Origin of the sequence: Bradyrhizobium sp. SZCCHNS2022 (genome assembly GCF_032377575.1) — a bacterium.
Lineage (GTDB): Bacteria > Pseudomonadota > Alphaproteobacteria > Rhizobiales > Xanthobacteraceae > Bradyrhizobium > Bradyrhizobium aeschynomenes.
Window position 1 is genome coordinate 2100645 of record NZ_JAUHHZ010000001.1, and the last position, 24333, is coordinate 2124977.

The following is a 24333-nucleotide window of genomic DNA, read 5'->3' on the forward strand; positions in this document are numbered from 1 at the left end:
GCCGGACCAAGCGAACAGGTGCGCGGCGGGATACGGCGATACAGCATCGCAGAGGAAGCAGGTCGCCGACGAACCGCTCGTTCGCCAATGCGTCGCCGCGCGGCATAGAAGGTCGCCGCGCGGGTGCAAGCTAATCTCTTCTACGGCCAGCAACGCAGTTTCCAACGTCCGGCGACCGCGTGCGAAGCGAGACACGCGAGAAAGCCGAGCACGACGCTGCGCGCGGTTGCCCGCATCATCCGTGCGCTGTTCTAGCGTTGCCGTCATGACGCGGCTTCCCACGGCATCTACGGGTACACGCTGCGCCGAATGCCGTCCGGCAGGCGACCCGTGATCTCGTCCACTGCCAACTTCTCCGTCGCAGCCGCGGCAGAACGTCGGCGTGCTGGCCGCTGTGCTGTCGCTCTGGCCTCCGCCAGCCGGCGCTCAGCCTCGGCTTTGTCGACGATTGTGGTCCAGCCGTCCGACGATGCGAACTCCCTGGTCGCGGTCCCCTTGCCAGTGACCTTGATGAAACCTAATGCGATTAAGTCCGGAACGCCGCTCATCACAGCGGTGGCCGATAGTCCCGCCTGGAGAAAAAAAACCGTGCTCAACTGCGCGGCCCCACTGGGAGCGTCGATCTCCTCCAAAATCACGCGCAGCACGGACCTCCCGGACCCGCCCAGCGCGGCATAGGCTGGCGACGTCAGCATCGTGGTCGACGGCTTCATCGCGAAGCCTCCATCGGCGTTGGCGGTGATGGAAATGCCGGCCGGTCATGGGGGCAGCGGATGCGTGGCAGGAGGTCCAGCCCCCCGGTACAAGCCACCGGAAGGCCCGCTTGCCGGTCGATCATTCCCGAGGTGGTCGGCTTCTTCGGGGAAGAAACCCTAAGAAGGGTGCCCGAAGAAGAAAGGGCACCTTCGGGAATTATTGAGTTTTTCCTGCTCGTTTTCCGAGGAAGGGCACCTTCGGCAAAATCAATAGGTTGCGGCGGTTCTAGGTCCGGAAGCGACCATGACCAACCTGCGTTGAGGCCGGCTTTCCGCGTGACGACGCCGAGCTGCCCGCGAGCCGTCCGTAGCACTTTGCCGGGCCGGGTGTCGCCGGCTTTGGCAAGGCCCTGCGCGACCGCCATGCGCACGATTTTCGCGACCGGAAGCGGTCCATGCGCCAGCACGCTGCGCAGGAAGTCCGCGGCACTCACATGTCCCGGTGCCTTGGCGGACTTGCGTTTCTCATAGTTGCGGCGGGCGCGTTTGCGGTCCTTCTCCGCACACAAGCGCTTCCACTCGGCGTAGTCGAGATCAACCGGCCAAATTGCGTACGCGCGTACGTCGGGATGCATGCGCTCTGCGTTGGTGAGCTGGAGCCGTGCACCGATCGTCTTGCGGGTAAGCTTCTGCGGTCGGTTGGCAACGTCTTCGATCAGATCAGCAACCTCTTCCGCTGTCGCCTTCCATCCCGCCCATTGTTTGTATGTCTCAGTGACGACGTGAGATAGATCGCTGTAGGGCAGTCCAGCCGCGGCGACATGGACAAGCAGCCCAAGGTGGCTTCGGCCAACCTCGCTGTCGGGCAATTCAACGCCAAAGCGAAGCGCGTAAATCCGCTTCAAAGGCTTCCGGAAGAGTGAGTGCGGCCGCGGTCGCCATCGTGCACTTCTACTGCGGGGGCGACGCCCCCGTGGCGGGTCCGGCAACAGATCAGGATCAGGCCGACGGCCTTTCGCGGCGCATGCCGCCAAGTAGCCGACGGATTGATTATGATGACATGGCGGGATATACACGTCGCCTCCAAGCCTCGATTTGCGCCGGCCTGCAAGCCACACAGCGCAATCTAAGTTCGCATTTAAAGCCGGCGTCCTTCCCGCCGAGGAAGCGCCGGCTTTTTTCGTCAGGCAGTTGCTGCTGTGCTCGCGCGAACAGGCTCACGCCGCTGTGCGCCGAGCCACGCTTCGATGTCGGCACGACGATAGAACACGGTCCTGCCGACTTTTACGAAACTCGGACCCCGTCCCAAAGTGCGCCATGCGGCGAGGGTCTGCCGCCTCAAATGGAGCGCGTCCGCGACCTCGTCAGCCGGGATCAGCTCATCTGTCGAGATGTGGTGCATCGGCGTCGCCTTTCGTCGATCAAGATCAACGGATCATGAGGGTCGGCCGGACTGCTGGCAAAACGGTACTTTCGCTTTTTTTGAAACTACCGTGTCGATTGTCGACCTGCTCGCCCTTTCTCAAAGTCGCGAACACGACGTTTCTCCACCTCGATGATCCGCTCTGCGGCTTCGGCTCTGATGTCTGTTACGCCGCTGACCGCGGCGACCAGAAACCGGACCGCAGGACTATTCGGCTTTCTTGTTCCCGCACCCGTGGCATTGCTCGGACGGCCGGTGGTGAGGGGAAGTTTCAGCAAACCGGTCCACGTCCTCAATGCTAAGTCGTAGAGCAGATCGCGAGCGGGGTCAGTGTTGCCGCGATGCGCTTTCTTGAGCATATCCAGGCCGTCCACGGGCTCGGACGCCAGCAGACAGCTAAGTGCCGCATCGAGATGGCCCGCCAGGGCTGCGTTGCCTGTTTTACTGGCGTATTGTCGCGCCGCCGAAATGTGATCGCGAGCTTCAAGAGTTTCTTGTGCTCGCGAGCCATTCGCGAAACGGGCCTTGTGGGCGGCTGTCATAGTTAGATAGCCAGCCGCTGCCGCTTCCAGTTGCGCACGAACCTCAAACATCAGCACAGCATCGTTAGACGCGACTGCCGGAATCTGCGCTACGATCTCGCTCCATTGAGTGGCGCTATATCGAAACGGCAACGTATTCGACTGATCCGTATCAGCTGACGTGGTCGGAACGGTGCGCCGATTTGTCATTGTGGCACTGGCCGCTTGCGCGATCTCTTAAACTTGACCACGTTGTCAGCTTCGAGCGCTGGTTTCTTTGAAAGTGCGGCTTGCATGACGGCGCCGAGATCATCGTTGACGGAAGCGACGATGTCCCGCGCCAGATGGGCATACCGCTTTGTTGATGCGATTGCCCGATGGCCCAACAATGCGCCAATGGTTTGCAGTGACACGCCGCGACCAGCTGCAAGCGAGGCGTAGCTGTGGCGGAGATCGTGCAAGCGCACGTCATCGAGGCCGCCGTAGGCGCGAGCGATGATCCAAGCCCGCGAGAGATTTTTGTAGGGCTCTCCCGCTTTCGCACCGGCAATGATGTAAGGCTCGATGCGCGGAATGCTCCGCAATACTTCGACGGCGGCGTCGCTCAGATGAATGGTTCGCGCTTCGTTGTTCTTGCTATCAGGCAGTCTAATTATCCGTCGCGACCAAACGACGTGGCTCCATTGCGCGGCGATGATCTCGCCGCTCCGCGCGCCGGTGAAGAGAGCGAGACGCAATCCAGCTGCAGCGTGTGGGCCGATCACGCCTTGGCCTTCCGCTGTTTCGATGGCGGAGCCGGCTTTGGCGATTTCCGCTTCACTGAGGAAGCGCTCACGCTGCCGCTCGCGGTAGAACTCGATGCCTTTGCAGGGGTTCGAGTGTGGCGGCCTGATCTTCATCAGTTCGGCGTAGTTGAGCAGAGCGCGCAAGGTGCTGACGCTATAGTTCGCGCGCCGCGGTGTCCGCGCCATCTTGGCATGAAGGGCTTCGACGTCCGCGAATGCCAGCACCTGCACGGGCAGTTGGCCGACCGCCGGGTTGATGTGCTGCTCGAACAGCTTTTGATAATCATCGAGCGTGCGCGGCTTGAGTTTGCTGCGGCGGTTCTCGATCCACTGGGTTGCCAGCTTCTCGACGGTGATCGCGCCGTCTTCGATCGCCTTCTGCCGAGCCGCCTTTTCGAGGGCAGGATCACGACCTTGCCGGAGAGCGTCGAGCGCAGGTCGAGCTTCGCGCTGCGCCGCCGACAGGCTCATCTGCGGGAAGGTGCCTAGTGTCGACCGGCGGAGCTTTCCTCCGACCCGCGCCTCCACCCGGAACAGCTTTGTGCCGGCCGGCGTCACCCGAAGGATCAGCCCGGCGACCTTGGTGTCGCTGAAGGTCTGATCCTTGCCGTTCGCGCCGACAGCCTCGATGAAATCCGTCGTGAGTTTTGGCATAGACAGTCTACGTGAAAAGTCTCCCTGGGGAGACTTTTTCCATAAACTTCCGCCAATGTAAACGGACTTCCATGAATGATTGTTACGTCATTTCAATGGGCCTAGTCTCCCCGCAACCCGCGTCTACACCACCCAACGAGCCTGCAAAACCGTTTACACCAGTTCAATTCTGGTCGTGGCCTCCACTCAATCGAATCAAGCGGTTGGACCGCCCGTCGCGTCGAGACCGGCGCTAGATGGGCAGATCGTCGATGCCGCCGGGATAGCTGGCCTGTGCGCGTGGCCAGGTCAGAACCGCCCCTCGCTCGCCAGCCGAGACACCGGCCCGTTCGGACCCGGACCTGCCGGCCCGCCGGGGCGCATAGTCTCGGAACTGCACCACGTTGGTTTTTTCTGCTTCCTGCATGGCTCTCATCCTCGTTCCATGCTGCAATGCAAGAAGCGTACCCGGGGTTCCTAAATCCGGCGTTTACGGCCACGCCAGTCGGGCTTGCGGGGCTTGGGCCGCGGGGTGAGCTCGGGGTGCGCCTTCTCCACCTCCCGATACCTTGCCAGCATCCGCTCGAAGCTTGCATCGAGGGTCGTGGCAATCTCCGGCCGGCGCTCCAGCGCCGCCATCAGCAGGCCCGCCGCCTCGATGGTCGACAGACCGTCGCGGCGCGGCTCGCGGCGCAGATGCCCATAGCGGGATGGGCGGCGCGGTCCGAGAATGACGCGCTGGCATTTCAGCATCCACGGATTGCGCCACCACAGCGCCTTGGCCTGGCTCCAGGTGCCGTCGAGCAGGATCACGCCCTCGATCGATTTGAGGATGCCGCGCTGGTTCTCGGCCATCTCGCCCTTGCGGGTCAGCGCCATCACCTCGCTCTCGGGATCCAACTCGGCCGCCTTGGCCGAGCCGAGATAGAGGATCGCCCACCGGGCCGGGTCCGCAACCGGCCGGCCCAGCGCCTTGGCGAGGCTCGGCCAGGACAGCCCGACCTTGACCACCGCGTTCTTGAAATGCTGCGCGGCCAGCCGCGCGGTGCCGAGCGCGCGGTCCTGCTCCTGCGGGTGCTGCAGAATCAGGAGCCCCAGCCGGCTCTCCAGCGGGACGACGCTGTCGCAGATGCACAGCGGCAACGGCTTCTGGCAGCGCGGACAGTCGGGTGGCGGCTCGGCGGTGAGCGGCGGATGGTCTTGAGGCTGGTCGGACATATCGCGCCTATACGCGCCCGCAGGCAGCGCGACAATCGCTCATTCCGCGGGCGCGGCCAGCGGCTCGGGCGCGGAGCGGCGGCGCAGCCGGTCGATCAGGAGGTAGATCACCGGCGTCGTATAGAGGGTGAGGATCTGCGACACCAGCAGGCCACCGATGATGGTGATGCCGAGCGGCCGGCGCAGCTCGGTGCCGGGGCCGGTCGCGATCACCAGCGGCAGGCCGGCGAACAGTGCGGCCAGCGTCGTCATCAGGATCGGCCGGAAGCGGACGCGGCACGCCTCGAAGATCGCGTCCGCCGAGGACATGCCGCGCTGGCGCTCGGCTTCGAGCGCGAAGTCGACCAGCATGATGCCGTTCTTCTTGACGATGCCGATCAGGAGGATGATGCCGACGAAGGCGATCACGGTGAGCGGCGTATTGGTGATCTGCAAGGCGAGCAGCGCGCCGAGCCCGGCCGACGGCAGGGTCGAGATGATGGTCAGCGGATGCGCCAGGCTCTCATAGAGCACGCCGAGCACGATATACATCGCGACCAGCGCGGAGAGGATCAGCAGCGGCTGCCGTCCGCTGCTCTTGTTGAAATCGCCGGCATTGCCGTCGAAGCTGCCGCGGATGCCCTCGGGCATATGCAGCTCGTCGACGGCGCGCTGGATGTTCGTCGTTGCCGCCTGCAGCGGCACGTCGGGCAGCAGGTTGAACGACACGGTGGTCGAGGGGAACGACTGCGAGTGATAGACCGCGAGCGGCGACAGGCCGCGCTCGGCCTTCACCAGCGCCGAGAGCGGGACCTGCGCGTCCCCTGCCCCGGCCACATAGATGCGGTCGAGATTCGACGGATCGGTCTGAAGCTTCGGATCGATCTCCAGCACCACCATGTACTGGTTGCGCTGGCTGTAGACGATCGAGACCTGGCGTTGCGCAAACGCGTTGTTGAGCGCGTTGTCGATGTCCTGGACGCGCACGCCCATGCTCGCCGCCTTCTGCCGGTCGATCTTCAGCGCGAGCTGCAGGCCGCCGGGATCGCGGTCGCTGGAGATGTCGGTGATGCCCTCGACCGTCTCCAGCCGCTTGGCCACGATCGGCGCCCATTTCTGCAACAGGTCCAGGTCGGGGCTGCTCAGCGTGTATTGATAGTCGGAATCGCTCTGCCGACCGCCCGTGCGCACGTCCTGGGCGGCGAACATGAAGAGACGGATGCCGGGAACCATGAACAGGCTCCGCCGCAGACGATCGATCACGGCCTGCGTCGAGACGCCCCCCCGCTCCTCCGGCGGCTTGAGATTGATGAACATCGTGCCGCGGTTCGACGTCGCGCCGCCCGGCCCGCCGCCGCCTCCGATCGTCGAGCCAAGGCCAGCCACGGCGGGATCCGCCATCACGATGTCGGCGAGCCGCTGCTGCAGGCTCAGCATCGACTGGAACGAGATGTCGGCGGAGGCGCGCGTCGCGCCGATGATGAAGCCGGAATCATCGGTCGGAAAATAGCCCTTGGGCACCTTGATGTAGAGCGTCACCGTGAGCGCGATCGTGGCGAAGAACACGAGCAGGGTCAGGAACGGAAACATCAGCACGTAACGGAGCGTCCACGTGTAGAAGCCGACCATGCCCGAAAGCGCGCCCTCGACGATGCGGTCGAACCAGGTGGCACGGTCGGACGGCGTCTCCTTGATGTAATGCGCGCAGATCATCGGCGTGACCGTCAGCGACACCACGGTCGACACCACGATCGCGAAGGTCAGCGTCAGCGAGAACTCGCGCAGGAGACGGCCGACGACGCCATCCATGAAGATCAGCGGCACGAAGGCGGCAATCAACGAGAGGCTGATCGACAGAACGGTGAAGCCGATCTGGCGCGCGCCGTCGAGCGCCGCGCGCATCGGCGACAGGCCATGCTCGAGATTGCGGTACATGTTCTCGATCATGACGATGGCGTCGTCGACGACGAAGCCGACGGAGATCGCCAGCGCCATCAGCGAGAGGTTGTCGATCGAGAAGCCGGCGAGCCACATCGCGGCACAGGTGCCGGCCAGCGCCAGCGGCACCGAGACGCCGGCCGCGACCGTCGGCACCAAGCGGCGCAGGAACAGGAACACGACCACCATCACCAGCACGGCGGTCGCGAGCAGGGTCCACTGCATGTCCTCGACCGAGGCGCGGATGGTGCCGGTGCGGTCGACCAGAGTGGCGATCTCGATGCCCGCCGGCAGCCATTGCTTGAGCTCCGGGATCAGCGCCTTGACGCGGTCGACGGTCTCGATCACGTTCGCATCGCCCTGCTTGGCGATCTGGATCAGCACCGCCGGCTGCTTGTTGAACCAGGCGATCGAGCGCACGTTGCGCACGGAATCCTCGACATCGGCGACATCCGACAGCCGTACGAAGCTGCCATTGCTGCTCTTGATCAGGATGTCGCGGAATTCCGCGGCGGTGCGCATCTGCTTGTTGACCGCGATGGTCTCGCTCTGCCATCCGCCCTCGAAGATCCCGACCGGCCCGATCGGATTGGCGTTGACGATGGCCGTCCTGACGTCGTCGGTCGAAATCCCGGCATTGGCGAGCGAGACCGGATTGAGCGCGATGCGCACTGCCGGCTGATCGGCGCCGCTGACCGTGACATTGCCGACGCCCGGCACCTGGAACAGGCGCTGCGCCAGAACGGTGTCGGCGACGTCGTACATCGCGCTCGGCGTCAGCGTCTTCGAGGTGAGCGCCAGCACGAACACGGGAGCAGCCGCCGTGTTGGCCTTGCGGAAGCGCGGCAGCGCCGGCAGGTCGCTCGGCAGGTCCGACAGCGAAGCGTTGATCGCCGCCTGCACGTCGCGCGCCGCCTTGTCGATGTCGCGGCCGATCGAGAACTGGATCTGGATGTTGGTGGTGCCGAGCGAGCTCGTCGAGGTGATCTGGTCGACGCCCGCGATCTCGCCGAGCCGCCGCTCCAGCGGTGCTGCGACCGTCGCCGCCATGACCGAGGGATCGGCGCCCGGCCGCGATGCGCTCACGAAGATCGACGGGAAATCGACATTCGGCACCGGCGCGACCGGCAGGAAAATGTAGGCCACGATGCCGAGCAGGAACAGGCCGATCGAGAGCAGCGTGGTGCCGACCGGCCGGCGAATGAACGGCTCGGAGATCGAGGCCATCACTGGATGCCTTCGGTGGCACCCGCGATCGGCGGCGATGGCAGGTCGGGCGCAGGCGGCAAGGCGCGCTCGAAGCGGCGATTGATCCGGTCGAGCGCAAGATAGATAACCGGCGTCGTGTACAGTGTGAGCAGCTGGCTGAGCAGCAGGCCGCCGATGATCGAGATGCCGAGCGGAAAGCGCAGCTCCGAGCCGGTGCCGCTTTCGATCGCCAGCGGCAGCGCGCCGAACAGCGCGGCGAGCGTCGTCATCATGATCGGCCGGAAGCGCAGCAGGCAGGCCTGCACGATCGCGTCGTAAGGCGTGCGGCTGTCGTGCCGCTCGGCCTCGAGCGCGAAGTCGATCATCATGATCGCGTTCTTCTTCACGATGCCCATCAGCAGGATGATGCCGATCAGCCCGATCACGGAGAGATCCTGGCCAAACAGCATCAAGGCGAGGATGGCGCCGACGCCGGCCGACGGCAACGTCGAAAGGATCGTGATGGGATGGATATAGCTCTCATAGAGCACGCCGAGCACGATGTAGATCGTAATGACGGCGGCCAGCAGCAGCCAGGGTTGACCCGCCAGCGATTTGGCGAATTCGGCAGCATCGCCCGAGTACACGCCGATGATGCTGCCGGGCATGCCGATGCGGTTCTCCGTGGCGTGGAGCGCGTCCACCGCCTCGCTCAGCGCGACGCCGGGCGCGAGGTTGAAGCTCAAGGAGACCGCCGGAAATTGCGCCTGATGCGAGATCGCCAGCGGCGCCGTGGTGCGCTTCAGGCTGGCGACCGCCGAGAGCGGCACCTGGCCGCCGGCGCCGGGCAGATAGAGCTTGGACAGGATCGACGGATCGCGCTGATACATCGGCAGCGCCTCCAGCACCACGCGGTACTGGTTGGCCTGACCGTAGATGGTCGAGATCTGCCGCTGCGCGAAGGCGTCGTTGAGCGTATCCGTGACGCCCTGCAGGCTGACGCCGAGTTGGCCGGCGCGCTGGCGATCGATCGTCAGCTCCGCGCGCAGGCCCCCCTCTTGTGCCTCTGAGGAGACGTCGCGGAACAGCGGATCGCGCCGCATCTCCGCCACCAGCTGCCGCGCCCATTTCGACACGTCGCCGGCATCGGCGCCGGTCAGCGTATACTGGTATTGCGAGCGGCTCGCCTGGGTCGAGATCTGCACGTCCTGGACCGGCTGGAAGTACACGGTCATGCCGGGGACGCCCGACGTTTTCTGCTTGAGCCGGTCAATGACCTCGGAGACGCCATCCTGGCGTTCGCCGAGCGGCTTCAAGGTCATGACCAGGCGGCCGACATTGGTGGTCGGGTTGACCGATCCGGCGCCGATCACCGAGACCACGCCGATCACATCGGGATCGGCCTGGATGGCGGCCGCGACCTCGGCCTGCCGCTTCTTCATCTCGGTAAACGAGACATCGGGACCTGCCTCGGTCACCGCGGTGATCGAGCCGGTGTCCTGCAGCGGCAGGAATCCCTTGGGCGCGGCGACATAAAGCGCCAGCGTCGCGGCCAGGGTCGCGAAGGTGACCACCAGCGTCTCGGTCTGGCGGTCGAGCACCCAAAGCAGGCTGCGGTGATAGAGCGCCACCGTGCGGTCGATGAAGCGGCTGACCGCGTTCAACCCGGGCAGCACCCATTCCTCGCTGGCGTGCTTGAGCAGCCTCGAGCACATCATCGGCGTCAATGTCAGCGACACCACCGCCGAGGTCACCACCGCGATCGTCAGCGTCAGCGCAAATTCGCGGAACATGCGGCCGACCAGTCCGGACATGAACAGCAGCGGAATAAAGACCGCGATCAGCGACACGGTCAGCGAGATCACGGTGAAGCCGATCTCGCGCGCGCCGCGCAGCGAGGCATTCATCGCGCTCTCGCCGTTCTCCATGTGGCGCACGATGTTCTCGATCATGACGATCGCATCGTCGACGACGAATCCGGTGCCGATCGTCAGCGCCATCAGCGAGAGATTGTCGAGACTGAAGCCCGCGAAATACATCACGCCGAAGCTCGTGATCAGCGACAGCGGCAATGCGACGCCGGCGATGATCGTGGCGCGGATGGAGCGCAGGAACAGCAATACGACCAGCGTCACCAGCACGACGCTCAAGACCAGCGTGAACTGCACGTCGTGCACCGAGGCGCGGATCGTGACAGTGCGGTCGCTGACAGTAGCGAGCTTCACGCCGGCCGGGATCGTGCGCTGCAGCTTGGGGATCTCGGCGCGGATCTGCCTGACGACCTCGATGACGTTGGCGCCCGGCTGGCGCTGGATGTCGAGGATCACGGCCGGCACGCCCTGGTACCAGCCGCCGGTGCGGTCGTTCTCGAGTCCATCGACGATGGTCGCGACGTCGCCGATCGTGACCGGCGAGCCGTTGCGGTAGGCGATAATGATCGGCTTGTAGGCGTCGGCGGCCGCGATTTGATCGTTGGCCGTAATCAGATAGGCCTGCTGGGCGCCGTCCAGCGAGCCTTTGGGACCAGAGACGTTGGCGCCGGCGATCGCGGCGCGCAGATCCTCCATCGAGATGCCATAGGCCGCGAGCCGCGCCAGATCCGCCTGAACACGGACCGCCGGCTTCAGCCCGCCGAGCACCGACACGCGGCCGACGCCGGACACCTGACTGAGCCGCTGCGCCAGGATCGTATCGGCCATGTCGCTCATCGCGCGCAGCGAGATCGTGTCCGAGGTCAACGCCAGCGTCATCACGGGGGCGTCGGCCGGATTGACCTTGGCGTAGGTCGGCGGATAGGGCAGCGACTTCGGCAACACGCCGGCGGCGGCGTTGATGGCGGCCTGCACGTCTTGCGTGGCGCCGTCGATGTCGCGTCCGAGATCGAATTGCAGCGAGATCTGGCTGACGCCGAACGAACTCGTCGAGTTCATCGCCGAGAGCGAGGGGATCTGACCGAGCTGACGCTCCAGCGGCGCCGTAATCAGCGAGGCGATCACGTCAGGGCTGGCGCCCGGCAGCTGCGTCGTCACCTGCACCGTCGGGAAGTCGACCTGCGGCAGCGCCGAGACCGGCAGCGCGAGATAGCCGAGCAGGCCGCCGATCAGAAGCGCGACGCCGAGCAGCGACGTTGCGATCGGACGGCGGATGAAGGGTTCTGACACGCTCATCGCGACCTGCTCGTCAACCTCTCATTCGGGTCATGGCTGCGCCCTCGTGCCGCGCCCTTGCTCACCACCTCCCTGGGATGGCGCACCGCCGGTGTCGGTCTGGCCGTCGGCTTGCGGTCTGCGACGGCGCTCGCCATCCTTCGGCGCGCCTTCGGGCGGAGCGCCCTCCTTCGCCTGATCCTTGCCCTGCGGGTTGCGGCCACGCTTGCGCGGCGCGAGATCGGCCTGCGGCGTCTGCTCGGCGCGTCCGATCACGACCTTCACACCATCGGCGAGATTGGCGAAGCCCGTCGTGACAACCCGATCCGAGGGGCTCAACCCGCTCGCGATCACCGCCTCGCTCTCGTTCTGCTGCACCACGGTCACCGGATGCGCCGAGGCGATGTCACCGTCCCCGATCACGTAGCTGAAGGTGCCGGCGGGCCCGCGCTGCACCGCCGACGTCGGCACCGTGATGGCCTGGGACAAAGTCTCCACCTTCAGGCGGACATTGACGAACTGGCCGGGCCAGAGCTGAAACTTGGCATTGGGAAATTCCGCCTTCAGCTTCAGCGTGCCGGTGGTCTGATCGACCTGATTGTCGATGCCCCTCAACGTCCCGGTGTCGATGACAGTCGCGCCGTCATTGCCGAACACATCGACCGAGAGCGGTCCTTTCGCCGAGGCCGCATTGACCCGCATGATCTGCTGCTGCGGCAGGCTGAACTGCACCGCGATCGGCTGCAACTGCGTGATCACGACGAGCCCGGTCGCATCCGACGAGCGGATGATGTTGCCCTGGTCGACCTGGCGCAGACCCGCGCGGCCCGAGATCGGCGCCACGATCTTGGTGTAGCTCAGTGTCGCCGCGGCATTGTCGATCGCGGCCTGATCGGCCTTGATCAGCGCCTGCTGCTGCGCCACGACGGCGCGCTGCGTGTCGGCCTGCTGCTTGGAGCCGGCACTGCTGGCGGCGAGCTGCTCATAACGGGCGAGGTCGAGCTTCTGGTTGGCGAGCTGCGCCTCGTCCTGCGCCTTCTTGGCGACGGCCTGGTCGTACTGGGCCTGATAGATCGCCGGATCGATCTCGGCGAGCACGTCGCCCTGCTTGACGTCCTGCCCTTCGACGAAATTGACCGCGATGAGCTTGCCGTCGACCTGCGAGCGGACCGTCACCGTGTTGAGCGCGCGCACCGAGCCGACGCCGTCCAGATAGACCGGCACATCCTTGATCGCCGGCGACGCCGCCAGGACGGGTACGGGAAGGTCGGGCCGGGCGAAGCGGTTGTTGGCCTGCTGCTTCTGCTGCATCGCCATCCAGCCGATATAGCCGAGGCCGCCGACGATCAGCAGCGTGATCGTGATCGACACCAGCCGCCGGGCAACGCTCGACCGCGCCCGCTTCACCGCGCCTGCCCCTCCTTCATCCGGTTTAAAGAGCATCGGCCGACTTCTCCATGCGCGGCTCCCAGCCGCCGCCGAGCGCCTGATAGAGGCTCACAAACGCCTGCAGGCGGGCCAGCTGCGCCTGCCATAGCGCGTCCTCGGCCTGGAACAGTGTCAATTGGGTATTCAAGACCGTCACGATGTCGGCAGTTCCAGCGCGCAATTGCTGCTCCGAAAGCTCGAACGCGCGGCGCGAGGCGGCCACGACCTGGCGCTGCAATTGCAGCCTCAGCGTGGTCTGCTTGATCGAGAACAGCGCATTGTTGACGTCGGTGAAGGCCTGGATGACGGTCTTGCGATAGGTCTGCAACAGCTCGTCCTGACGCGCCCTCGCATTCTCGAAATTGCCCAGGATCCGGCCGCCGTCGAAGATCGGCTGGGTGAGGCTGCCGGCCAGGCTGAAGAACGCCGCATGCGGCTGAAACAGCGAGACGAGCGCAGCACTCTGATAGCCGCCGTTGCCCGTCAGTTGGATGCTCGGGAAGAACTGCGCGCGCGCGCTGCCGACGTTGGCGGTGGCCGATGCGAGCTGTGCCTCCTGGCGGCGGATGTCCGGCCGCTGCGTCAGGAGCTCGGACGGCAGCCCTGGCGTGACGCGGGGCGTCCTGATCTGATCCAGCGATCCGCCTGAAATGCGGATGCCCTCGGGCGAGCGCGCCACCAGCACAGCGAGCGCGTTGACGTTCTGATCGAGCGTCTGGCGAAGCGGCGGCACCGCGGCCTTCTGGTTGGCGAGCACGCTCTCCTGTTGGGCGACGTCGAGATCGTTGCCGGTGCCCGCCTTCTGCCGCTCGCGGATCGCATCGAGCACGCGCGTGGCGCTTGCGATGTTGCGCTCGGCGGTGCGAATGCGATCCTGCGCCGCCAGCACCTGGAAATAGGCGTTCGCAACGGTCGCGAGCGTCGTCAGCTGGGTAACGTCGCGGTCGAAGCGGTTGGCGACCGCGGTCTCCTCGGCCGCCTGCAGCGCATCGCGATTCTGGCCAAAGAAGTCGAGCTGATAGCTGGCCGAGAGCGAGGCCTGGTAATTGACGACCTCGCGGCCGCCATTGGTGAGCCCGCTCGAGCTCGAGCCGGACGTGCGCGAGTATGTCTCCTGCCCCGTCGTCGACAGGCTCGGCAGCAGCGCGGCACCGGCCTGGCGGGCCAGCGCATCGGCCTGCCTGAACCTTGCCACGGCAGCGGCGATATCGAGGTTCACGCTCTGCGCCTCCTCCATCAGCTGCGTCAGCTCGCGCGAACCGAAGCCGCGCCACCAGTCTAGGGGCGGCGGTGCCGCTAGGTCGGCGCCCGAAGCAGACTTGTAGCGCCTTGGGAGGTCCAGGGCCGGATCGGGGATGTCTTGCGTCAGGAGGCAGCCGGCCGAGCTGGCCGCCAGTCCGACCGCAGCGATCCAGCGGGCGAAATGCCGCAGGCCCGCCCGGTTGCGGCTCTCGCGGTTTCCCGCGACGGTCCGCGTGTCAGCGGACGCGCGGCAAGGCTCGTCGACGGCGATTCCCACTGGTGACACTGGCGTGATGCTTCCCTGTCGTCTTGGGAATCATTCTAGCCGCAGCCCATGGCGGCGGACAGCCCTGCAGCCGTGCTGTCCCCGGTGGGCGAGACCGCCATCGCGGGACCGAGAATCAACGAATCTCCCGTAATTCAGCGGGTTTTCGAGCCACAAAGGCCACAGGTCTCCCACCATAGCCTTACCAAGATTTCATCTGTCGACGGCCATTTTGGGCGTGGTGTGACGCGGGGAACGCGCTCTGAAACCCTTTGCCGGGGGAGCCGTAACTTGCACGTGAACTTCAGGGGGGAATGCATGCGAGTTGCGGTGGTCGGAACGGGTATTGCGGGAAATGCCGCAGCCTGGTCCCTGGCGAAGCGTTATCCGATCACCGTCTATGAGCGCGATATCCGTCCGGGCGGCCACAGCCACACCGTGACCATCGACTATGACGGCGCCCCAGTCTCGGTCGATATCGGCTTCATCGTCTACAATGAGCTGAACTATCCGGATCTGACTGCATTGTTCGATCATCTCGGGGTCGAGACGGTCGAGAGCAGCATGAGCTTCGCAGTAACGGCGGATGCCGGCCGCTTCGAGTGGAAAGGCGGCGGTGACAACTGGCTCGACACCGCCAGAGGATTGTTTGCTCAGCCAAGCAACCTGCTGTCGACATCCTATCTCTGGATGCTCAGGGACATCCTCACCTTCAACGAGCAGAGCGTCGCCGATTTCAAGGCCGGCCGGCTGGGGGGGCTGACGCTCGGGGACTATTTCCGGCGCAACCATTTCGCGCCAAGGCTCCTGACCGACTATCTGGCCCCGATGGGCGCCGCGATCTGGTCCGCCCCGGCGTCCGAGATGCTGGAATTTCCGGCCGAGAACTTCGTGGCGTTCTTCAGCAACCATCGGCTGCTGCAGTATGACCGCCCGATCTGGCGCACCGTGAAAGGCGGCAGCCGCCGCTATGTCGAGAAGCTGACGTCCAGCTTCCGCAACCATGTCAGGCTTGGCAGTGCGGTGACCAACATCGAGCGCACGCCCCAAGGGGTTGTGATCGAGGACAGCAGCGGCCATCGGGACTGCTATGATCATGTGGTGATCGCCGCCCATAGCGATCAGGCGCTCGCGATGCTCGGCGATGCGGACGAGCATGAGCGCAGCGTGCTCGGCGCGATCAAATACTCGCCCAATACGATCTACCTGCACCGTGACACCAGGCTGATGCCGAAGCGGCGACGCGCCTGGGCGTCCTGGAATTTTCTGCGCTGGCAGCGCGAGGGCGTTCCGATGAACGACGTTGCCGTGACCTATTGGATGAACAATCTGCAGGGCATCGACCATCACAGGCCGCTGTTCGTCAGCCTCAACCCACCCTTCGCTCCGGCTCCGGAGCTGACCTTCGGCAAATATGTCTGTGAGCACCCACAATACACCGCTGCCGCCTTTGCGGCGCAGAAGCGTCTGGCAACGATTCAGGGGCAGCGCCATACTTGGTTCTGCGGGGCCTGGACCGGCTATGGTTTTCACGAGGACGGGCTGCGCTCGGGCCTCGCTGTGGCGGAGGCGCTCGGCGCCGGTGTGCCGTGGCGCGGGCTTCCTGCCGGGCTCGCCGAGGCGGCGGAATAGACGCGAGATGGATACGGACCCAAGCGCACAGCACCAGCGAGAAGCGGCTGCGCTCTATGTCGGCGAGGTCATGCATGCCCGCATGCGGCCGACAACGCACCGCTTCCAGTATCGCGTGATGAGCCTGCTGGTCGATCTCGGCCGGCTCGACGAGGCGGACAGGCAGTCGGTGCTGTTCGGCGTCAACCGCCGCGCGCTCTACAGCTTTCACGAGCGCGACCATGGCCGACGTGACGGCTCCTCGCTGCTGGCCTATGCGCAGGACTGTGCCGCCGAGCACGGCATCGATCTCGCCGGAGGCCGCGTCCTGCTGCTGTGCTATCCGCGGCTGCTCGGCTACGTCTTCAATCCGCTCTCGGTGTATTTCTGTTTTCGCAGCGACGGCACCCTGGCGCTGATGATCTACGAGGTCCGCAACACTTTTGGCGAGATCAAGCCCTATGTGCTGCCGGTTAGGGCGGGCGAGCTCACTGACGCCGGACTGCGCCAGGAGCAGGACAAGACATTCTACGTCTCCCCCTTCATCGACATGGCGATGCGCTACCATTTCCGGGTCACGCCGCCCGGCGACAATGTGAAGTTGCGGATTCTCGAAACCGGTGGCGACGGCCCCCTGCTCGCCGCCACCTTCTTCGGCCGCCGCCGTGCGCTCTCCTCGCGATCCCTGCTGGCGGCGTTCGCGTCCCTCCCCCTCGTGACCCTCAAGATCTTTGGCGCCATTCATTGGGAGGCGCTACGGCTCTGGGCCAAGGGCGTCCGCCTCGTCCCGCGGGGCGAACCCGCCGCAAGCCCAGGAACCAATACTGGCTTGGCGGGAAACGGCAGCCACGCTTATATATCTCGGCGCTGACCATCAGCGGCCAGCGCGCTCTCGTCCGATCAGTCGAGCCCGACCAGGTGTCCATCGCGCGCCGTCCGGGAGACTGGGACGCCGAGCTGTTTGCGTGAATGGACCTGCCATGCCGGACGTCATTGCCGTCACTCCTGACAACATCGACGAGGTGCTCGCCGACCTGCCCCGCCTGCCCAGGCTGGCGCTCGGCTTCGGCTCGCGGTTGCGCAAGGGAACGCTCGACGTCACGCTGCCCGACGGCCGCATCGTCCGGCTCGGCGGCGCCGAGCCGGGGCCGGCGGCGGAGATGATCCTGGCCAATTACGGCTTCGCCTCCGGCATCATCAACGGCGGCGATATCGGAATTGCCGAGGCCTATTTGAACGGGGACTGGGATACCCCCGATCTGACGCAGTTTCTTTATCTGTTCTGCGTGAACCAGCATCTGCTGCAGTCGATGCTGGAGGACAAGCCGCTGATCCGGTTTGCCCAGTTGGTGCGGCACTGGTTCAACCGCAACACCAAGCGCCAGGCGAAGCGCAACATCTATGCCCATTACGACATCGGCAACGCGTTCTATTCGCGCTGGCTCGATCCCAGCATGACCTATTCCTCGGCCCTGTTCGAGGGGCACACGACCGACCTCACTGCGGCGCAGACCAACAAGTACAAGCGGCTCGCCGAAGCGATCGATCTGAAGCCCGGCCAGACGCTGCTCGAGATCGGCTGCGGCTGGGGCGGCTTTGCCGAATATGCTGCCAAGACGTACGGCGCCAAGGTCGTCGGGCTGACGATCAGCGAGCAGCAGCGCGACTTCGCCCAGCGCCGCATCCAGGAGGCCGGGCTGGCCGACAAGGTCGAGATCCGTTTGCAGGACTATCGTGACGAACGCGACCGCTACGATCGCATCGCGTCGATCGAGATGATCGAGGCCGTCGGCGAGCAGTTCTGGCCGAAATATTTTTCGCAGCTGCGAGACCGGCTGCTGCCGGGCGGACTGGCGGGTGTCCAGGCGATCACCATCCAGGACAGCCTGTTCCAGCACTATCGGCGCGAGGTCGACTTCATCCAGCGCTATGTGTTCCCCGGCGGCATGCTGCCGACGCCTCAGATCCTGAAGTCGCTCGGCGAACGCTTTGGAATACCCGTTATCCGCGAGCGCATCTTCGGGGAAGATTATGCCAAGACGCTCGCGATCTGGCGAAGCAATTTCCGCGCGGCCTGGCCGGACCTGACGCCCGCGGGATTCGACGAGCGCTTCCGCCGGCTGTGGGAGTACTATCTGTCCTATTGCGAAGCAGGTTTCCTCTCCGGCAACATCGACGTCAGGCAGGTCGTTTTTGCCAAGTCGGGGTCCTGACGCGGCGGCTTACGCTGCTCTGGATATCGGGCTAGGGTCCTCTTAAGTGTGATCGAGGAAACTCCTACGGTATCTGCAAAATGACCATTCATAACGACGTCGTCGCGGCGATCGGCAACACGCCCCTGATCAAGCTCCAGCGCGCCTCGGAAGCGACCGGCTGCACCATTCTCGGCAAGGCCGAATTCATGAATCCCGGCCAGTCGGTCAAGGACCGCGCGGGCAAGTGGATGATCCTGGAGGCCGAGAAGCGCGGCGACCTCAAGCCGGGCGGCCTCGTGGTGGAAGCCACGGCCGGCAACACCGGCATCGGGCTCGCAGTGGTCGCCAGCGCACGCGGCTATCGCACCCTGATCGTGATTCCGGAGACGCAGAGCCAGGAAAAGAAGGACACGCTGCGGCTGTGCGGCGCAGAGCTGGTCGAGGTACCGGCGTTGCCGTTCAGCAACCCCAACAACTACCAGCATGTCGGCCGCAGGCTCGCCGACGAGTTGCGCAAGACCGAGCCGAATGGCGTCCTGTTCGCCGACCAGTGGAATAACCTCGACAACGCCAAGGCTCACTACGAGTCGACGGGTCCGGAGATCTGGGAGCAGACCGGCGGCAAGGTCGACGGCTTCGTCTGCGCGCTCGGGACCGGCGGCACCATCGCCGGAACGAGCCGGTATCTGAAGGAAAAGAGCAAGGATATCGTGATCGCCTGCGCCGACCCGCACGGCTTTGCGATGTACGAATGGTTCAAGAACGGCGTCGTCAAATCCACGCCGGGCGACTCCATCACCGAAGGCATCGGCATTGGCCGGGTGACGCCGGTGATCGAGACCGCGAAGGTCGACACGGCCTTCCTGATCTCGGACGAGGTCGCCATCAACACGATCTACGACCTCGTGCAGCACGAGGGCCTGTGCCTGGGCGGGTCGAGCGGCGTCAATGTCGCCGGCGCGGTGGAGCTGGCCAAGCATCTCGGTCCGGGCCACACCATCGTGACCATCCTGTGCGACTCCGGCAACCGCTATCAGTCGAAACTGTACAATCCGGCCTTCATGCGATCGAAGGACCTGCCGGTGCCGGCCTGGCTCGAGCGGCGCAGCGGGATCAAGCCGCCATTCGTGTGATAGCGAGTAGCGAACGGATCGTTCCTCGAATCGAGGCTCGCAATCCCTCTTCGCTATTTCCCATTCGCTATTCGCCCCTCGTCAATGCCGCAGGATCTGGCTCAGGAACAGCTTGCTGCGCGCATGCTGCGGATTGGCGAAGAACTCCTGCGGCGTGTTGGATTCGATGATCTGGCCGGCGTCCATGAACACGACGCGGTTGGCGACCTCGCGGGCGAAGCCCATCTCGTGGGTGACGACCAGCATGGTCATTCCCTCCTTGGCGAGGTCGACCATGGTGTCGAGCACCTCCTTGACCATCTCGGGATCCAGCGCCGAGGTCGGCTCGTCGAACAGCATGACCTTCGGGTTCATCGTCAGCGCGCGGGCGATGGCGACGCGCTGCTGCTGACCGCCCGACATCTGTCCCGGATATTTCTGCGCCTGGTGCGGGATCTTGACCCGCTCCAGGAACTTCATCGCGGTCGCCTCGGCTTCCTTCTGCGGGATGTTGCGCACCCAGATCGGCGCCAGCGTGCAGTTCTCCAGCACGGTCAGATGAGGGAACAAATTGAAGCTCTGGAACACCATGCCGACCTCGCGGCGGACCTCGTCGACCCGCTTGAGGTTGGGACCGAGATCGATGCCGTCGACATTGATCTCGCCCTCCTGGAATTCCTCCAGCGCGTTGATGCAGCGGATCAAGGTCGACTTGCCCGAGCCCGAGGGCCCGCAGATCACGATGCGCTCCCCCTTGGCGACGGACATGTTGATGTCCCGCAGGACATGGAACTCACCATACCATTTGTTGAGGGCGGAAATGCTGACGATCGAATTTGCAGCCATTGATCTGTTACTCGATGATCTCTGTTCAATTGCGCCGGTGCGCGTTGAGGCGGCGCTCGACCGACAGGGAGTAGCGTGACATGCCGAAGCAGAAGGCGAAGTAGATCAGTCCGGTGAAGGCAAAGCCGGTGAAGGCCGTCGTCGGGGTCGCCCACACCGGATCGGCGAACGAGGCCTTGAGGCTGCCGAGCAGGTCGAACAGCGCCACGATCGACACCAGCGAGGTGTCCTTGAACAGCGAGATGAAGCTGTTGACGATGCCGGGAATGACATGGCGCAGCGCCTGCGGCAGCACGATGAAGCTCGTGGTCTTCCACCAGGACAGGCCGAGCGCGCTCGCCGCCTCGGCCTGGCCGCGTGGAATGGCCTGCAGACCGCCGCGGATCACCTCGGCCATGTAGGCGCCGGAGAACAGCGCGACGCCGATCAGCGCCCGCACCAGGCCGTCGACGCGCACGTTGCCGGGGAGGAACAGCGGCAGCATGTAGGTGGCGAAGAACAGCACCGTGATCAGCGGCACGCCGCGCACGAGCTCGATGAAGGCAATCGAGAAGATCCGGATCAGCGGAATCGTCGAGCGCCGGCCGAGCGCCAGCGCGATTCCGATGGGCATCGAGGCGACGATGCCGATCACCGAGACGACCAGCGTCACCAGCATGCCGCCCCACAGCCGGGTGTCGACGATCGGAAGGCCGCCGCGATCAAGACCCATGACGGCAATGACGATCGCGATGCCGACGAAGGCCGCGGCCGTCGCAATCACGCTGCGCAGTGCCCTGCTCCCGCCGCCGACCACGAATACGAGCGCGGTCACCACGATGGCCGTGAGCGCGAGATCGTTCCACACCGGCTGGTGCGATTGCTGCAGCTCATGGCGGACCCACACCAGCGGCCAGATCACCCACGACGCCAGCGTTCCGATCAGCACGACGAGCTTGCCGAGCAGCCACAGCAGCATGCCGACCACCGGCACGCTGTCGCCTGCACGGACCAGCGCGTTGCCCGCGGTATCGATGCTCTCCACGAACAGCTGCAGCGTGCTGGTCGTCCAGCTCACGCCGAAGCCCGACAGGCCGCCGCCATACAGCAGGAAGAATGCGACCACCGGCAGCGCGAAAAAGAACAGACCCGCATTCAGGCCCTTGGCCGGCAGACGGGGGATCAGCAGCGGGACCAGCAGCACCACCGCGAGCGCGTAGGTCAGATTGACCCGCCAGCGCTCGGCGTCCGGATAGAAGCCGTACATGAACTGGCCGAACTTCGCCGTGACGTAAGGCCAGCAGGCGCCGACCGCACGGCCGGCGTTCTCCGCGAGACAGGCATCGCGATCATTGCCGACCCAGACCGCATCCACCAGCATGAACTTCAAGGCGGGGATGACGGTGAACCAGATCAGCAGCGCGCTCACCAGCGTGAGCAGGATATTGGTCGGCGAGTTCAGGAGCCGGGTGCGGACGAAACCGACGAAGCCCGTCGTCTTGACCGGCGCCGGCCGCTCCCCGGCCAAGTCCTGACGAATGAAGGTCGAAGCGGTGATATCGGTCATGCGCCCATTCTCGTCATGCGCCAAATCTTCGTGCGACAAATCTTCATGCGCCGAGCGTTCATGCACCAAGCCTCTTGCCGAGCCGCCAGCTGTAGAAGCTCATCATCGCGCTCGTGATCAGCGACAGTGCCAGATAGACGCCCATGGTGATGCCGATGATCTCGATGGCCTGTCCGGTCTGGCTCATGGTCGTGCCGGCGAATACCGAGACGAGGTCGGGATAGCCGATGGCGACCGCGAGCGACGAGTTCTTGGTCAGGTTCAGATACTGGTTGGTCAGCGGCGGCAGGATCACGCGAAGCGCCTGCGGCACGACGATCAGGCGCAGCACGGTGCCGCGGCTCAGCCCCAGCGAGAGCCCCGCTTCCATCTGTCCCTTGTGGACCGAAAGAATGCCGGCGCGCACGACCTCGGCGATGAACGAGGCCGTGTACATGGTGAGCGCCAATGTGAGCGCGACGAGCTCGGGAATGATCCGGGAGCCGCCGGCGAAGTTGAAGCCCTTGAGCGCCGGCACTTCGAACGCGATGGGCGCGCCGAACACGACGATCGCAACGACCGGCAATCCGATCAAGAGCCCCATCACATAGGGCCAGATCCGCATCGCGTGGCCGCGCACGAACAGCTCGCGCCGCGCATAGTAGTGCAGACCAATGGAGCCGACGATCGCGACACCGAGCGCGATCAGGAACGGCATCAGGCCGGGCTCCTCGACCGGGCGCGGAACGATGAAGCCGCGGTTGTTGAGGAAGAAGGTCGAGAACAGCGAGATGCTCTGGCGCGGTCCGGGCAGCGCCGCCAGCACCGCAAGGTACCAGAACAGGATCTGGAACAGCAGCGGCAGGTTGCGGATCAGTTCGACATAGGCGCCGGAGACACGCGACAGCAGCGCGTTCGGCGACAGGCGGCCGAGTGCAACCAGGAAGCCCAGGATGGTCGCCAGCACGATACCGATGACCGAGACCAGCAGCGTGTTCAGGACGCCGACGATCAGCACGCGGCTATAGGTGTCGGACCCGGAATAGCCGATCAGGGTCTGGTTGACGTCGAAACCGGCCGTGTTGTTGAGGAACCCGAAGCCCGACGTGATGCGCTGGGCTGCAAGGTTGCTGCGTGCGTTGGCAACGATCTCATAGCCAACCCACACCAGGACTGCGACGAACAGGATCTGCAGGATGATGCCGTTCCATCCTGCCTTGCCCCCGAGCATGCGCTTCAGACGAAGCCCATATTGCGGAGGCGGTAGCCTCGCTTCGATACTCATTCGCCGCAGCCCCGATATCGTGCAGGTCTTAGCGGATCGGCGGTGCGTATTGCAGGCCGCCCTTGTTCCAGAGCTGGTTCAGACCGCGCGCGATCTGCAGCTTGGAGCCGGCGCCGACGTTGCGGTCATACATCTCGCCGTAATTGCCGACCGCCTTGACGATCCGCGAGAACCAGTCCTTGGTGAGGCCGAGCTGCTCGCCGAGATTGCCGTCGGTGCCGAAGGCGCGCTTGAACTCGGGCTTGTCGGACTTGGCCATCTCGTCGGCGTTCGCCTGGGTGACGCCGAGTTCCTCGGCCGTGATCAGCCCGAACAGCGTCCACTTGACGATATCGAACCACTGGTCGTCGCCGTGGCGGACCATCGGGCCCAGCGGCTCCTTCGAGATCACCTCGGGCAGCACGACGTGATCGGCCGGATTGGAGAGCTTCAGGCGCTCGGCGTACAGGCCCGAGACGTCGGTGGTGAACACGTCGCAGCGGCCGGACTCATAGGCCTTCACGGTCTCGTCGGCGCCGGCGAACGCGATCACCTCGTACTTCATCTTGTTGGCCTTGAAGTAGTCGGCGAGGTTCTGCTCGGTCGTGGTGCCGGTCTGCACGCAGACCGAGGCGCTGTTGAGCTCGAGCGCCGAATTGACCTTGAGGGCCTTCTTCACCATGAAGCCCTGGCCGTCATAGTAGGTCACGCCGGCGAAATTGGCGCCCAGCGAGGTGTCGCGCGACAGGGTCCAGGTGGTGTTGCGCGACAGCACGTCGACTTCACCCGACTGCAGCGCGGTAAAGCGGTCCTTGGCGGAGAGCGGAACGAACTTGACCTTGGTCGGATCGTTGAAGATCGCCGCGGCGATGGCGCGGCAGACGTCGACGTCGAGCCCGGTCCAGTTGCCCTTGTCGTCGGGCGACGAGAAGCCCGGGAGGCCCTGGCTGACGCCGCAGGCGAGCATGCCGCGATCCTTGACGGTCTTGAGCGTTTCGGCCTGAGCGCCGACGCTCGCCAGCATCGGGGCGAGAGCAAGAGTGAGAGCCAGAGTGACGCGTTTCATAAATACAGCCTTTCGCAAGTCGTCCTTGGGGAGCGATGAAATCTCAGCGCGTGGATGGGCCGACCTGAATCCGCGTCTGCAAACGCCGTACCAACAATATGGCGTCCACCATGCACAACGAAGCCGTGCATGCTTGATCGAGCGGAAATCGCGGCAAGCCCCTCAACGTGCAGCGATCGAATTGCGCCGGCATCACAGAACGACTGGCGGTCCGGGTCAAGGGGTTGACGGCCCTCTTCTGCATTCTGTTATT

The 24333-nt window shown here is 64.7% G+C and carries 19 protein-coding genes; 4 read left to right on the top strand and 15 right to left on the bottom strand.

What is annotated here, in order from left to right; all coding sequences use genetic code 11:
* Window positions 1–287: 287 nt before the first annotated feature.
* From QXZ94_RS09380 to QXZ94_RS09425, 11 genes are all read right to left on the bottom strand, one after another.
* Window positions 288–713, bottom strand: a complete 426-nt coding sequence (locus QXZ94_RS09380; protein WP_315720176.1) for a hypothetical protein — start codon at window positions 711–713, stop codon at window positions 288–290.
* Complete coding sequence (locus QXZ94_RS09385) at window positions 710–1600, bottom strand: hypothetical protein (RefSeq protein WP_315720177.1); 891 nt, start codon at window positions 1598–1600, stop codon at window positions 710–712. The genes QXZ94_RS09380 and QXZ94_RS09385 overlap by 4 nt, the downstream gene beginning before the upstream one ends.
* Before the next feature lie 278 nt (window positions 1601–1878).
* Entirely contained in the window at window positions 1879–2097 is a 219-nt protein-coding gene (locus tag QXZ94_RS34395) for a helix-turn-helix transcriptional regulator (RefSeq protein ID WP_409998740.1), read from the bottom strand.
* An 86-nt stretch (window positions 2098–2183) separates the two neighbouring features.
* The gene (locus QXZ94_RS09390) at window positions 2184–2849 is read right to left on the bottom strand and encodes a hypothetical protein (RefSeq protein ID WP_315720178.1); all 666 of its coding nucleotides are present in this window, start codon (window positions 2847–2849) and stop codon (window positions 2184–2186) included.
* Window positions 2846–4078: a tyrosine-type recombinase/integrase gene (locus QXZ94_RS09395; protein ID WP_315720179.1), complete on the bottom strand. Its 1233-nt coding sequence runs from the start codon at window positions 4076–4078 to the stop codon at window positions 2846–2848. Before QXZ94_RS09395 ends, QXZ94_RS09390 begins: the two co-directional genes overlap by 4 nt.
* A gap of 232 nt (window positions 4079–4310) precedes the next feature.
* Window positions 4311–4484, bottom strand: coding sequence for a hypothetical protein (locus QXZ94_RS09400; protein WP_315720180.1), 174 nt, complete (start codon window positions 4482–4484; stop codon window positions 4311–4313).
* Between the two features lie 50 nt (window positions 4485–4534).
* On the bottom strand, window positions 4535–5275 hold the full coding sequence (locus QXZ94_RS09405) for a tRNA-uridine aminocarboxypropyltransferase (protein WP_315720181.1): 741 nt from the start codon (window positions 5273–5275) through the stop codon (window positions 4535–4537).
* Window positions 5276–5314: 39 nt separating this feature from the next.
* A complete protein-coding gene (locus QXZ94_RS09410; RefSeq protein WP_315720182.1) occupies window positions 5315–8419 on the bottom strand; it encodes an efflux RND transporter permease subunit in 3105 nt (1034 codons plus the stop codon).
* Window positions 8419–11547 carry an efflux RND transporter permease subunit gene (locus tag QXZ94_RS09415; RefSeq protein WP_315720183.1) on the bottom strand — a complete coding sequence of 1043 codons (3129 nt, stop codon included), beginning with the start codon at window positions 11545–11547 and terminating at the stop codon, window positions 8419–8421. Before QXZ94_RS09415 ends, QXZ94_RS09410 begins: the two co-directional genes overlap by 1 nt.
* Before the next feature lie 30 nt (window positions 11548–11577).
* Complete coding sequence (locus QXZ94_RS09420; protein WP_315720184.1) at window positions 11578–12969, bottom strand: efflux RND transporter periplasmic adaptor subunit; 1392 nt, start codon at window positions 12967–12969, stop codon at window positions 11578–11580.
* Window positions 12959–14482 carry an efflux transporter outer membrane subunit gene (locus QXZ94_RS09425; protein WP_315720185.1) on the bottom strand — a complete coding sequence of 508 codons (1524 nt, stop codon included), beginning with the start codon at window positions 14480–14482 and terminating at the stop codon, window positions 12959–12961. The genes QXZ94_RS09420 and QXZ94_RS09425 overlap by 11 nt, the downstream gene beginning before the upstream one ends.
* Before the next feature lie 297 nt (window positions 14483–14779).
* Between QXZ94_RS09425 and QXZ94_RS09430 the strand changes: the two genes are divergently transcribed.
* The 4 genes from QXZ94_RS09430 to QXZ94_RS09445 all read left to right on the top strand — a co-directional run bounded on the left by QXZ94_RS09430 (window position 14780) and on the right by QXZ94_RS09445 (window position 19400).
* Complete coding sequence (locus QXZ94_RS09430; RefSeq protein ID WP_315720186.1) at window positions 14780–16093, top strand: NAD(P)/FAD-dependent oxidoreductase; 1314 nt, start codon at window positions 14780–14782, stop codon at window positions 16091–16093.
* Between the two features lie 7 nt (window positions 16094–16100).
* On the top strand, window positions 16101–16943 hold the full coding sequence (locus tag QXZ94_RS09435) for a DUF1365 domain-containing protein (RefSeq protein WP_315720187.1): 843 nt from the start codon (window positions 16101–16103) through the stop codon (window positions 16941–16943).
* 109 nt (window positions 16944–17052) lie between these two features.
* Window positions 17053–18285 carry a cyclopropane-fatty-acyl-phospholipid synthase family protein gene (locus tag QXZ94_RS09440; RefSeq protein WP_315720188.1) on the top strand — a complete coding sequence of 411 codons (1233 nt, stop codon included), beginning with the start codon at window positions 17053–17055 and terminating at the stop codon, window positions 18283–18285.
* A gap of 80 nt (window positions 18286–18365) precedes the next feature.
* Window positions 18366–19400: a cysteine synthase A gene (locus QXZ94_RS09445; protein WP_315720189.1), complete on the top strand. Its 1035-nt coding sequence runs from the start codon at window positions 18366–18368 to the stop codon at window positions 19398–19400.
* Between the two features lie 81 nt (window positions 19401–19481).
* On the opposite strand, the gene QXZ94_RS09450 is transcribed toward QXZ94_RS09445, so the two are convergent.
* The 4 genes from QXZ94_RS09450 to QXZ94_RS09465 are packed head-to-tail and all read right to left on the bottom strand — an operon-like array spanning window position 19482 to window position 24080.
* Window positions 19482–20225 carry an amino acid ABC transporter ATP-binding protein gene (locus QXZ94_RS09450; protein WP_172108771.1) on the bottom strand — a complete coding sequence of 248 codons (744 nt, stop codon included), beginning with the start codon at window positions 20223–20225 and terminating at the stop codon, window positions 19482–19484.
* A 25-nt stretch (window positions 20226–20250) separates the two neighbouring features.
* The gene (locus QXZ94_RS09455; protein WP_315720190.1) at window positions 20251–21771 is read right to left on the bottom strand and encodes an amino acid ABC transporter permease; all 1521 of its coding nucleotides are present in this window, start codon (window positions 21769–21771) and stop codon (window positions 20251–20253) included.
* A 58-nt stretch (window positions 21772–21829) separates the two neighbouring features.
* The gene (locus QXZ94_RS09460) at window positions 21830–23035 is read right to left on the bottom strand and encodes an amino acid ABC transporter permease (RefSeq protein WP_315720191.1); all 1206 of its coding nucleotides are present in this window, start codon (window positions 23033–23035) and stop codon (window positions 21830–21832) included.
* Between the two features lie 28 nt (window positions 23036–23063).
* A complete protein-coding gene (locus tag QXZ94_RS09465) occupies window positions 23064–24080 on the bottom strand; it encodes an amino acid ABC transporter substrate-binding protein (protein WP_315720192.1) in 1017 nt (338 codons plus the stop codon).
* Window positions 24081–24333 lie beyond the last annotated feature (253 nt).

Excerpts from the sequence above, each read along its gene's own strand:
- QXZ94_RS09380 (WP_315720176.1), bottom strand. The coding sequence starts at position 713 with ATGAAGCCGTCGACCACGATGCTGACGTCGCCAGCCTATGCCGCGCTG.
- QXZ94_RS34395 (WP_409998740.1), bottom strand. The coding sequence starts at position 2,097 with ATGCACCACATCTCGACAGATGAGCTGATCCCGGCTGACGAGGTCGCG.
- QXZ94_RS09390 (WP_315720178.1), bottom strand. The coding sequence starts at position 2,849 with ATGACAAATCGGCGCACCGTTCCGACCACGTCAGCTGATACGGATCAG.
- QXZ94_RS09395 (WP_315720179.1), bottom strand. The coding sequence starts at position 4,078 with ATGCCAAAACTCACGACGGATTTCATCGAGGCTGTCGGCGCGAACGGC.
- QXZ94_RS09400 (WP_315720180.1), bottom strand. The coding sequence starts at position 4,484 with ATGCAGGAAGCAGAAAAAACCAACGTGGTGCAGTTCCGAGACTATGCG.
- QXZ94_RS09405 (WP_315720181.1), bottom strand. The coding sequence starts at position 5,275 with ATGTCCGACCAGCCTCAAGACCATCCGCCGCTCACCGCCGAGCCGCCA.
- QXZ94_RS09410 (WP_315720182.1), bottom strand. The coding sequence starts at position 8,419 with ATGGCCTCGATCTCCGAGCCGTTCATTCGCCGGCCGGTCGGCACCACG.
- QXZ94_RS09415 (WP_315720183.1), bottom strand. The coding sequence starts at position 11,547 with ATGAGCGTGTCAGAACCCTTCATCCGCCGTCCGATCGCAACGTCGCTG.
- QXZ94_RS09420 (WP_315720184.1), bottom strand. The coding sequence starts at position 12,969 with ATGCTCTTTAAACCGGATGAAGGAGGGGCAGGCGCGGTGAAGCGGGCG.
- QXZ94_RS09430 (WP_315720186.1), top strand. The coding sequence starts at position 14,780 with ATGCGAGTTGCGGTGGTCGGAACGGGTATTGCGGGAAATGCCGCAGCC.
- QXZ94_RS09435 (WP_315720187.1), top strand. The coding sequence starts at position 16,101 with ATGGATACGGACCCAAGCGCACAGCACCAGCGAGAAGCGGCTGCGCTC.
- QXZ94_RS09440 (WP_315720188.1), top strand. The coding sequence starts at position 17,053 with ATGCCGGACGTCATTGCCGTCACTCCTGACAACATCGACGAGGTGCTC.
- QXZ94_RS09445 (WP_315720189.1), top strand. The coding sequence starts at position 18,366 with ATGACCATTCATAACGACGTCGTCGCGGCGATCGGCAACACGCCCCTG.
- QXZ94_RS09450 (WP_172108771.1), bottom strand. The coding sequence starts at position 20,225 with ATGGCTGCAAATTCGATCGTCAGCATTTCCGCCCTCAACAAATGGTAT.
- QXZ94_RS09455 (WP_315720190.1), bottom strand. The coding sequence starts at position 21,771 with ATGACCGATATCACCGCTTCGACCTTCATTCGTCAGGACTTGGCCGGG.
- QXZ94_RS09460 (WP_315720191.1), bottom strand. The coding sequence starts at position 23,035 with ATGAGTATCGAAGCGAGGCTACCGCCTCCGCAATATGGGCTTCGTCTG.
- QXZ94_RS09465 (WP_315720192.1), bottom strand. The coding sequence starts at position 24,080 with ATGAAACGCGTCACTCTGGCTCTCACTCTTGCTCTCGCCCCGATGCTG.